Genomic DNA, 9426 nt, shown 5'->3' with positions numbered 1-9426 from the left:
CGACAATCTGCTCGCCAAGCACGATGAGAACTACGTCCCGCGCGAGATGGCGGAGATGACCGCGGCCCAGGCCAAGCAGACGGTGGCCGAAACCGAATGATCGCCGAGCTCGGTCTTGCGCTGTTGTGGCTGGCCGCCGCGCTGGCGGTGCTGCAACTGGGCGCGGGCGCCTTCGCGCTGACCCGGCAGGGACGCGACCTGGCGGGCATCGTCCGTCCGGTCGCTGTTGTCCAGGGCGTGCTTTGCGCCCTCTCGTTCGCCGCGTTGATCGCGCTGTTCCTGCGGACCGATCTGTCGGTGAAGCTGGTCGCGACCAACAGCCATTCGCTGAAACCGTTCGTCTACAAGCTCGCCGGAACCTGGGGCAACCACGAAGGCTCGATGCTGCTGTGGGTAACGGTGATGGGGCTCGCCGGCAGCTTCGTCGCGCTGTTCGAGCGGCGGCTGAAAGAGGAGACGATGCTGGCGACGCTCGCCGGCCAGGCCTTCGTCAGCATCGGCTTCTACGCGTTCCTGCTGTTTTCCTCCAACCCGTTCGAGCGGCTGCCCGAGCCGGCGGCGGAGGGCAACGGGCTCAACCCGCTGCTCCAGGACATCGGCCTCGCCTTCCATCCGCCGACGCTCTACCTCGGCTATGTCGGGCTCTCGGTCGCGTTCAGCTTCGCCATCGGCGCGCTGATCACGCGCGATGTCGGCCCCGCCTTCGCCCGGGCGATGCGCCCGTGGGTCCTGGGGGCGTGGATATTCCTCAGCCTCGGGATCACCGCCGGCTCGTATTGGGCCTACTACGAACTCGGCTGGGGCGGCTGGTGGTTCTGGGACCCGGTCGAGAACGCCAGCCTGATGCCGTGGCTGGCGGCGACCGCGCTGCTCCATTCGGCGAGCGTGCTGGCCGCGCGCAACGCGCTGAGGGCGTGGACCGTGATGCTCGGCGTGGTCGCGTTCTCGATGTCGATGATCGGCACCTTCCTGGTCCGCTCGGGCATCCTCACCAGCGTTCACGCCTTCGCCGTCGATCCGCAGCGCGGCGCCTTCATTCTCGCTCTGCTGATCCTCTATATCGGCGGCGCGCTGGCCTTGTTCGCGCTCAGGATCGGGACGGTGAAGGAGGGCTCGCGCTTCGACCTCGTCAGCCGCGAGGGCGCCCTCGTTGTCAACAACCTGCTCCTCACCGTCATCCTCGGCGTCGTCTTCGTCGGCACGCTCTATCCGCTCGCGGTCGAGGCGGTGACGGGCGAGAAGCTGTCGGTCGGTCCGCCTTATTTCAACACCGCCGCCGGCCCGGTCGCCCTGACCCTCGCCGCGATCATGGGGATCGGCGCGCTGCTCCGCTGGCGCAGCGACCGGCTGAAGGCGCTGACCGGGCGGGTCGCGATCCCGGTCCTCGTCAGCGCCGCCGCTTTGCTCGTGCTGATGCTGCTCGCGCCGCGCATCAGCATCTTGCCGCTGCTCGGCCTCGTCCTCGCCCCCGGCATCGCGGCGGCGAGCATCGCGCCCTTGTGGGGACGCAACCTCAGGCGGACGCCGCTCTTCATCTGGGGAATGGTGACCGCGCATTTCGGCATCGCCGTCGCTCTGGCCGGCATGGCGAGCGAGAGCGCCTTCATCAGGGAGACGTTGATCGCGGCGCGGCCGGGCCAGACCACCAGCGTCGGACCGTTCAGCGTGCGCTTCGACGGGGTCGAGCCGATCGCCGGGCCGAACTGGACCGCGGTGGAGGCGCGGCTGACGGCGAGGCGAGGCGAAGGCACGCCGTTCGAGCTCCGCCCCCAGGCGCGGATGTTCTCCACGCCGCCGACCCCGACCAGCGAGGCGGCGATTGCCACCGTCTGGGACGGCCAGCTCTACATCGCGATCGGCGAGGAGGATGAGCAGGGCAGGTGGCAGCTCCGCTTGTGGTGGAAGCCCGCCGTCACGCTGATCTGGTTCGGCGGCGGCCTTGTCGCGCTGGGCGGCCTGCTGTCGCTGTTCGGGCGGGTGCGGCGCGAGCGCAAGGCCGCGAAGCGCGCCGAGCCCGAGGAGGCTTACGCATGAGGCGGCGGCTGATCTTCTGGGTGCCGCTCGCGGTCGTGGTCGCGATCTTCCTCGGCCTGTTCGTTCCCGCGCTCTATGCGCCGGCGCCGCGCACCGTCCAGTCGGCGCTGGTCGGCCAGCCGGTGCCCGAATTCGATCTCGCCCCCGCCGTGCCCGGCCAGCCCGGCGTCTCCGCCGCCTCGCTGCGCTCCGGCGAGCCGCGCGTGGTCAACATCTTCGCGAGTTGGTGCATTCCCTGCCGGGTCGAGGCGCCGGCGCTGGCCGAGCTCGCCCGGCGCGGCGTGCCGATCGACGGCATTGCGGTGCGCGACCGGCCCGAGGATCTGCAGGCCTTCCTCGCCACCTACGGCAATCCCTTCCGCGCGATCGGCGCCGACGTTGACCGCCGCGTCCAGCTCAACCTCGGCTCGGCCGGCGTGCCCGAAACCTTCGTGATCGACGGCCGGGGCGTGATCCGCCACCAGCATATCGGCGCGGTCAACCCGCAGGACGTCGGCGCCATCCTCGCCGCCTGGGAGGCCGCGCGATGAGGCGGCACCTGCTCGCCCTGGCGCTCGTCGCCGCGACCCCGGCGCTCGCCGACTCGCTGATGCCGGCGGCGGAATATGCGGACAAGCAGCTTCCGAACCCGCGCCAGGAGGCCGAGGCCAAGGCGCTGATGGAGACGATCCGCTGCCTCGTCTGCCAGGGCCAGGCGATCTCGGACAGCGACGCGGAGATGGCGGGCGACATGCGCAGCCTGATCCGCAGCCGCATCCAGGCGGGCGAGAGCCCCGAGCAGATCCGCGCCTGGCTGATCTCGCGCTACGGCAATTGGGTAACCTACGATCCGCCGCTCGAGCCGGTGACTTGGCCGCTCTGGGGCGCCCCAATCCTGCTCGTCCTGTTCGGCCTGTTTCTCGCGCGCAACCGCTTCAAGCGCAGGAAGCGCTAGGCATGGGCTGGCTGATCATTCTGATCCTCGCGCTGCTGACGCTGGCCGCGCTCTGGTATTTCGTTCGCGACCGGGCGGCGGTGCAATTCCTAGGCGCGGCCCTGCTGCTCGCCCTCGCCGGTTATGCCTGGCAGGGCCATCCCGGCATGGAAGGGCGGCCCAAGCCGCCGCCGCTGCGCGAGACCGTTCCGGACAGCGACTTCGCCGAGCTGCGCGGCAACATGATGGGCCAGTTCGACACGGCCGGCCAATGGCTCACCATCGCGGAGGGCTATCAAAGGCGCGGCGATACGCGCAGTGGCGCTCAGATCATCCAGAGCGCGCTCCGCCAGAACCCGCGCGACGCGGACCTCTGGGTCGGCCTCGGCAACGCGCTCGTCGTCCATGCCGATGGGATGATGACGCCGGCCGCCCAGCTCGCCTTCCAGCGCGCGGCGCGGATCGCGCCCGATCATCCCGGCCCGCGCTTCTTTTACGGCCTCGCGCTCGCCCAGGGCGGCAATTGGGATGCCGCGGAACGCATCTGGCGCGAGCTGCTCGCTCAGGCGCCGGCCGATGCCGAATATCGCGCCACGGTCGAGGAACGGCTGCGCATGCTCGACGCGGCCCGCGCCTCGGGCCAGATTCCGGGCCCGCCGCAGCCGGCGCAACCTGTTCAGCCTCAGCCCACGCCGGCTCCCGCCGCGCCGACCACCCGCTAGGCCGCCTCGAAGGGCAGGCCTAGCGCTTCGGCGACGGCCTGATGGCGGATCTTGCCGCCGGAGACGTTGAGCCCGGCGGCGAGGTGCGGGTCGGCCATCATCGCCGCCTCCGCGCCCTGATTGGCGAGCTTGAGCACGAAGGGCAAAGTGGCGTTGTTGAGCGCGAAGGCCGAGGTCCGCGCCACCGCGCCCGGCATGTTGGCGACGCAATAATGGGTGACGCCGTCAATCTCGAAGACCGGGTCCGAATGGGTGGTCGGCCGCGAGGTCTCGAAGCAGCCGCCCTGGTCGATCGAGATGTCGACGAGCACCGAGCCGCGCTTCATCGTCTTCAGCATGTCGCGGGTGACCAGCTTGGGCGCCGCCGCGCCGGGGATCAGCACCGCGCCGATCACCACCTCCGCCTTCTTGATCGCATGGGCGATCGTCGCCTTGGCCGCATAAGCGGTCTTGATCTGGCTGCCGAAGAACATGTCGAGCTCGGCCAGCCGGGCGTTGGAGATGTCGTAGATGGTGACGTCGGCGCGCATCCCGACCGCCATCTGCGCCGCGTTCACCCCGGCGACGCCGCCGCCGAGGATCATCACCCGCGCCGGCGGCACGCCGGGAACCCCGCCGAGCAGCACGCCGCGGCCGCCCTGCTCCTTTTCGAGATAATGGGCGCCGACCTGGATCGACATCCGCCCCGCCACCTCGCTCATCGGCTTCAAGAGCGGCAATGAGCCGTCCCGCGCGGTCACTGTCTCATAGGCGATGCAGGTCGCGCCGGAGGCGAGCAGGCCCTTGGTCTGCTCGGGGTCCGGGGCGAGATGGAGATAGGTGAAGAGCAGGTGCCGGGGCTCGAGCAGCGCGATCTCGCTCGCCTGCGGCTCCTTCACCTTCACGATCATGTCGCTGCCGGCGAAGACCGCCGCCGCATTGGGGGCGATCGCCGCGCCGGCGTCGACATAGTCCTGGTCGGAGAAGTCGATGCCGACGCCCGCCTGGGTCTCGACCAGAACACTATGGCCGGCGGCGCTCAGCTCAGCCACCGAAGCCGGGGTCAGGCCGACCCGATATTCGTGAACCTTGATCTCCTTCGGCACCCCGACCCGCATCTTCGACTCCCTCAGACGAGCAAACCGGCGGGTCTATAGCGGGACCCAAGGCCCTTGTCGCCGTTGCGAATGCGCGGGGCCGGTGCTAAGCCGCGCGCCGCTCTGAGGGGCAGGGCGGAAAACAAGGATTGTCGGACGTTTCCACGTTCCTGACCGATGAGCGATAGCCCAGCACTCCAGCAGCCGGCGGACCGCCCCGCCGGCCACCATGCGCCGCAGGGGAGCCTCGCCGGGCTCACCCTGCTCGCGATCGGCGTCGTCTTCGGCGACATCGGCACCAGCCCGCTCTACGCCTTCCGCGAAACCTTCGCCTCGGAGCATCATATGCTCCCGGTCGATCGGCTCCACGTCTTCGGCGTCATCTCGCTGATCTTCTGGTCGATGATGCTGGTGGTGACGCTCAAATATGTCATCATCCTCACCCGCGCCGACAATAAGGGGGAGGGCGGCAGCCTCGCCCTGCTCGCCTTGATCTCGCGCGAGGCGAAGCTCAAATGGTCGACCGGCATCGTCTTTCTCGGCGTCTTCGCCTGCGCGCTCTTCTACGGCGATTCGATGATCACGCCGGCGATCTCGGTGCTTTCGGCGGTGGAGGGGCTGACCGTGGTGGAAAGCGGCCTGCAGCCGCTCGTCATCCCGATCGCGATCGGAATCCTCGTCGGCCTGTTCATGATCCAGCGCACCGGCACGGCGCGGGTCGGCACCTTCTTCGGCCCGATCGTCACTCTCTATTTCCTCACCCTGGCGACGCTGGGGACGATCTCGATCGTCCGCGATCCGAGCGTCATTTTCGCGCTCAATCCCTGGTACGCGCTGAACTTCTTCGCGCTCGATCCGTGGCTCGGCTTTCTCGCGCTGGGCTCGATCGTGCTCGCGGTGACCGGCTCGGAGGCGCTCTATGCCGATATGGGCCATTTCGGCCGCAAGCCGATCCGCACCGGCTGGGTCTGGTTCGTGCTGCCGTCGCTGATGCTCAACTATATGGGCCAAGGGGCGCTGCTCATCGCCGATCCGAGCGCGATCGAGAGCCCGTTCTACATGCTCGCGCCCGAATGGTTCCGGCTGCCGCTGGTGTTCATCGCCACCGCTGCGACGATCATCGCCAGCCAGGCGGTGATCTCGGGCGCTTTTTCGGTGACCCAGCAGGCGATCCAGCTCGGCTTCATTCCCCGCCTGCGCATCCAGCACACCAGCGCCGCCGCGCACGGCCAGATCTACATCCCTGTGATCAACTGGGCGTTGATGGTGATGGTGATTCTGCTCGTCCTCTTCTTCCAGAATTCGAGCAACCTCGCCGCCGCCTACGGCGTCGCGGTGACCGGCGCGATGCTGATCGACACCTGCCTGCTCACCGTCCTGATCTTCACATTGTGGAAATGGCGTCCCTGGCTCGCCATCCCACTGCTCGCAATCTTCTTCGTGGTCGACATCGCCTACTTCTCCGCGAATCTCATGAAGGTGCCCGACGGCGGCTGGTTCCCGCTGCTCGTCGGCCTGGTCGTCTTCACTCTGCTCACCACCTGGGCCAAGGGCCGCCAGCTGATGATCCGGCGCATGGACGAGGCTGCGATCCCGGCGAAGATCTTCATCAAGTCCGCGACCGCCAGTGCCGCCCGCGTCCCCGGGACCGCCGTGTTCATGACCACCTCGTCGGAGGGCATCCCCCACTCGCTGCTTCACAACCTCAAGCACAACAAGGTGCTGCATGAGCGCGTCCTGCTGCTGACCGTCAGGATCGAGGACGTGCCCTATGTCGATGAAGACAAGACCTTCGACCTTCAGGAGCTGGGCGACGGCTTCTTCCGCCTGATCATCCGCTACGGCTTCATGCAGGAGAGCGATGTGCCGAAGGCGCTGGCCCGGGTCGAGCAGTGCGGACCGCAGTTCAAGATGATGGACACCAGCTTCTTCCTCGCCCGCCAGACCCTGATCACCTCGCCGAAGCCCGGCATGGCGGTGTGGCGCGAGAAGCTGTTCGCCTGGATGCTGCGCAACGCCGAGAGCGCGATGGAGTTCTTCAAGCTTCCGCCCAACCGTGTGGTCGAGCTAGGCTCGCAGGTCGAAATCTGACCGGGCCAGTGAGCTCGGGGCCGATCATCGTCACCGCTTTGTTCGGCCCCGGCGACGACGGCTGGCTCCAGCACCTGCGCCGCATCCATTATCCGCCCGAGCGCAATCGGGTTCCGGCCCACCTCACCCTGTTCCGCCATCTGCCGCCGGGGATCGAGCGCGAGCTGGCGCGGCGGCTCGCCGACGCCGCCGCCGCGCCGCCGCCCGCGGCCTGGGTGACGGGCATCATGGACCTCGGCGAAGGAACGGCGTTCCGGGTCGAGAGTCAGGACCTCGAAACCATTCGCGGCGAGCTGGCCGAGGCCTTTCACGGCCTGCTGACGCCGCAGGATCAGTCACCCTGGCGGCCGCACGTGACGATCCAGAACAAGGTGCTTCCGAAGGACGCGAAGGCGCTCCAGCAGAGCCTGCGCGCGAGCTTCGAGCCGCGCCCGCTCGCGATCCGCGCGCTCGCCTCGTGGCGCTACGAAGGCGGCCCCTGGGCGCCGTTCAGGAGCCACGCCTTTCGGCTCTAGTCGTTCTGTCCGACCCCGTCGCAGCTGAAGTCGAAGGCGGCGAGGGCCGCGTCGAGATGGGAGGCGAGCAGGGGCATGTCGAGCAGCTCGTCGATCCGCTCCTCGGAATCGAGCTCGCCCGCCTCGGCGAAAGCGTCGTCCCATTCGGTCTGGTCGTAAGTGCCGCGCCCGACCCAGGCCAGCGCCAGCAACTCGGTCAGCTGGTCGTCGGCGAGGTCCTCGAGCAGCGCCTGCACCTCCTCCTCGACGCCGTCGTTGAGCTCATCCTCGAGCACCGACAGCGCCTGATCGCCCTCGTCGTCGAGATCGTCGACGTCCTCGGGGTCCTCGTCCGGATCCTGGGCGGGGATCTGCGCCTCGAGCTCACGGGCGCGCAGGATCAGGCGGCAGATCGTGTCGAGCGGGGTCAGCAATTCCATGGCATCTCTCCAGCCTCGCCCTCGGAAACGACAGGGAATGAGCGCGGTTCCGGACTTGAATTCAAGACGGCGCGGCGCCAGTTGACCGCTCGCGCGGCCCTTCCTATAGCCGCGCCTCGCTCGCGGGCCCTGCCTGGCCCCGATGCCGATGTGGCGGAGTAGCTCAGCTGGTTAGAGCAGCGGAATCATAATCCGCGTGTCGGGGGTTCAAGTCCCTCCTCCGCTACCATCGCTTCAGGTCCGGACCTTATGCCGGCAGCCGCTCCAGATAGCCCGCCGCCCAGAGCCGCTGGAGAAAGTCGCCCGGCGATTCGCACTTGAGATCGGCTTCGGTGAAAGGGGCGCCGGAGAGCGCGACGTCGAGCGCGTCGCCGTCCTCGGCGAGGAATTCGAGATCGCCGCCGGGGCCGATCAGCACCAATTTGCCCTCGTCGTCCGCCACGTTCCACGGCACGAAGCGGCGCCGCCGGAAGCGGTCGTCGGGCTTGAGGCCGTGCTGCGAGGCGGAGATCACGCCGGAGACGTTGGGCCGGCGCGCGCGCATGAAATTGTCGGCGAGCAGGTCGAAGGCGCCGTCCATGCTGGCGCGGGTGCGGACCTGCTCGAGCAGCATGTCGAAGTGGGCTTGCGCCTTCTCCCGGTCGAAATCGCGCGCAGCGAAGCCGGCGGGGAGCGAGCGGCGGAACTCCGGCTCCTCGAGCGCTAGCTCCGACACCGCCTCCAACATCAGGTCGGCCCAGGTCTTGGTGATCAGGCCGACGGTGATGTGCAGGCTCGGCTCGTCGCCGACATTCTCGGCGTCGTGCATCAGCCCGCGCGGCAGATAGATGCAGTCGCCCGCGCTCAGCGTGAACTGCTGCGTCGCCTCCCCGGCCTCATGCTCGGTGAGCTCGAAGCGCTCGCCGCGATAGGGAGTGGTCACCGGCGAGCCGTATAAGCGCCACGCCTTCTTCCCCGAGACCTGCATCACGAACACGTCGTGATTGTCGTAATGCGGCGGGAAGCCCTGATTGCCGTGCTCCTTGTCCGCCGCCGCGGTCGGGGTCAGATAGATGTTGGTCTGGACGTGGCAGCAGAAAATCTCCTCGAGCGAGCGGCAGAACTCGCCCAGGTTGAACATCGAATCGTGGAGGTGGGGCAGGATGATCGTCGCACCGCGCAGATACTCCTCGGCGACCGCGACCTGGCTGATCCTGCCGTCCTCGTCGATATAGGCTTCGCGCGAGACGCGGTTGTGGTGGTTGGCGAGGTCGACCATGCCCTCGCGCAAATTGGCGCTGGCGAGGAAATGATCGAGCGCGTCGAGCGTGAGCAGGTCCGCATAGCGCTCGGGCTCATTGCGGATGTCGATCAGCGGAGCGCGCTCGTAATGCTTTTCGAGGAATTCCTCGCGCGTCACCGGCGCGATCAGGAAGCCGAGCGCGTCGTCCTCCCAGCTCGGCCGCGTCGCCGCGTCGTTCACCGCATTCAGCGCGCTCTTGCTCGAACCCGGACTCATCACACTCTCCCCACTCGGAGGGCGCAGCCTATCGGGGGGAGGGCGCGGGCGGAAGTCCGTATTTTACCCTATGGCGGGGCGCCCCGGACCGCGCAGCCCCGGGCGCCCCCACTGGGTTAGAGTGTAGCCGGTCGCCGAAGTGCCGAGCTGCGCCTCGA

Annotated in this window: 9 protein-coding genes, 1 tRNA gene and 1 pseudogene; 8 read left to right on the top strand and 3 right to left on the bottom strand. The window is 68.3% G+C overall.

The genetic code is table 11. From position 1 onward, the window contains the following. From ACT4N8_RS04810 to ACT4N8_RS04790, 5 genes and pseudogenes are all read left to right on the top strand, one after another. Window positions 1-100: pseudogene (locus tag ACT4N8_RS04810) on the top strand (cytochrome c maturation protein CcmE); the annotation flags it as partial. After that, window positions 97-2034 carry a heme lyase CcmF/NrfE family subunit gene (locus ACT4N8_RS04805; protein ID WP_444856996.1) on the top strand — a complete coding sequence of 646 codons (1938 nt, stop codon included), beginning with the start codon at window positions 97-99 and terminating at the stop codon, window positions 2032-2034. The pseudogene ACT4N8_RS04810 and the gene ACT4N8_RS04805, both read left to right, overlap by 4 nt. After that, complete coding sequence (locus ACT4N8_RS04800; protein WP_444856995.1) at window positions 2031-2564, top strand: DsbE family thiol:disulfide interchange protein; 534 nt, start codon at window positions 2031-2033, stop codon at window positions 2562-2564. The genes ACT4N8_RS04805 and ACT4N8_RS04800 overlap by 4 nt, the downstream gene beginning before the upstream one ends. Continuing rightward, on the top strand, window positions 2561-2968 hold the full coding sequence (locus tag ACT4N8_RS04795; protein ID WP_444856994.1) for a cytochrome c-type biogenesis protein: 408 nt from the start codon (window positions 2561-2563) through the stop codon (window positions 2966-2968). The genes ACT4N8_RS04800 and ACT4N8_RS04795 overlap by 4 nt, the downstream gene beginning before the upstream one ends. Before the next feature lie 2 nt (window positions 2969-2970). After that, window positions 2971-3669, top strand: a complete 699-nt coding sequence (locus ACT4N8_RS04790) for a tetratricopeptide repeat protein (RefSeq protein WP_444856993.1) — start codon at window positions 2971-2973, stop codon at window positions 3667-3669. On the opposite strand, the gene ald is transcribed toward ACT4N8_RS04790, so the two are convergent. Continuing rightward, window positions 3666-4766: an alanine dehydrogenase gene (gene ald, locus ACT4N8_RS04785; protein ID WP_444856992.1), complete on the bottom strand. Its 1101-nt coding sequence runs from the start codon at window positions 4764-4766 to the stop codon at window positions 3666-3668. The genes ACT4N8_RS04790 and ald overlap by 4 nt on opposite strands. Window positions 4767-4922: 156 nt before the next feature. On the opposite strand from ald, the gene ACT4N8_RS04780 reads away from it, so the two are divergent. Beyond that, entirely contained in the window at window positions 4923-6836 is a 1914-nt protein-coding gene (locus ACT4N8_RS04780) for a potassium transporter Kup (protein WP_444856991.1), read from the top strand. Window positions 6837-6844: 8 nt separating this feature from the next. Continuing rightward, window positions 6845-7351 (top strand): 2'-5' RNA ligase family protein, encoded by a 507-nt coding sequence (locus tag ACT4N8_RS04775; RefSeq protein ID WP_444856990.1) that lies wholly within the window; start codon window positions 6845-6847, stop codon window positions 7349-7351. Here ACT4N8_RS04775 and ACT4N8_RS04770 read toward each other — a convergent pair. Next, window positions 7348-7770, bottom strand: a complete 423-nt coding sequence (locus ACT4N8_RS04770) for a DUF3775 domain-containing protein (RefSeq protein WP_444856989.1) — start codon at window positions 7768-7770, stop codon at window positions 7348-7350. The genes ACT4N8_RS04775 and ACT4N8_RS04770 overlap by 4 nt on opposite strands. A gap of 152 nt (window positions 7771-7922) precedes the next feature. On the opposite strand from ACT4N8_RS04770, the gene ACT4N8_RS04765 reads away from it, so the two are divergent. Beyond that, window positions 7923-7999, top strand: a tRNA-Met gene (locus tag ACT4N8_RS04765). Between the two features lie 18 nt (window positions 8000-8017). Here ACT4N8_RS04765 and ACT4N8_RS04760 read toward each other — a convergent pair. Then, on the bottom strand, window positions 8018-9268 hold the full coding sequence (locus ACT4N8_RS04760) for a cupin domain-containing protein (protein ID WP_444856988.1): 1251 nt from the start codon (window positions 9266-9268) through the stop codon (window positions 8018-8020). Window positions 9269-9426: the final 158 nt, after the last annotated feature.

Origin of the sequence: Sphingosinicella sp., assembly GCF_052387495.1 — a bacterium.
Taxonomy (GTDB): Bacteria; Pseudomonadota; Alphaproteobacteria; order Sphingomonadales; family Sphingomonadaceae; genus Allosphingosinicella.
Note: the sequence above shows the minus strand (reverse complement) of the source record. Positions and strands in the feature narration are given on the sequence as shown.

Excerpts from the sequence above, each read along its gene's own strand:
- ACT4N8_RS04805 (WP_444856996.1), top strand. The coding sequence starts at position 97 with ATGATCGCCGAGCTCGGTCTTGCGCTGTTGTGGCTGGCCGCCGCGCTG.
- ACT4N8_RS04800 (WP_444856995.1), top strand. The coding sequence starts at position 2,031 with ATGAGGCGGCGGCTGATCTTCTGGGTGCCGCTCGCGGTCGTGGTCGCG.
- ACT4N8_RS04795 (WP_444856994.1), top strand. The coding sequence starts at position 2,561 with ATGAGGCGGCACCTGCTCGCCCTGGCGCTCGTCGCCGCGACCCCGGCG.
- ACT4N8_RS04790 (WP_444856993.1), top strand. The coding sequence starts at position 2,971 with ATGGGCTGGCTGATCATTCTGATCCTCGCGCTGCTGACGCTGGCCGCG.
- ald (WP_444856992.1), bottom strand. The coding sequence starts at position 4,766 with ATGCGGGTCGGGGTGCCGAAGGAGATCAAGGTTCACGAATATCGGGTC.
- ACT4N8_RS04780 (WP_444856991.1), top strand. The coding sequence starts at position 4,923 with ATGAGCGATAGCCCAGCACTCCAGCAGCCGGCGGACCGCCCCGCCGGC.
- ACT4N8_RS04770 (WP_444856989.1), bottom strand. The coding sequence starts at position 7,770 with ATGGAATTGCTGACCCCGCTCGACACGATCTGCCGCCTGATCCTGCGC.
- ACT4N8_RS04760 (WP_444856988.1), bottom strand. The coding sequence starts at position 9,268 with ATGAGTCCGGGTTCGAGCAAGAGCGCGCTGAATGCGGTGAACGACGCG.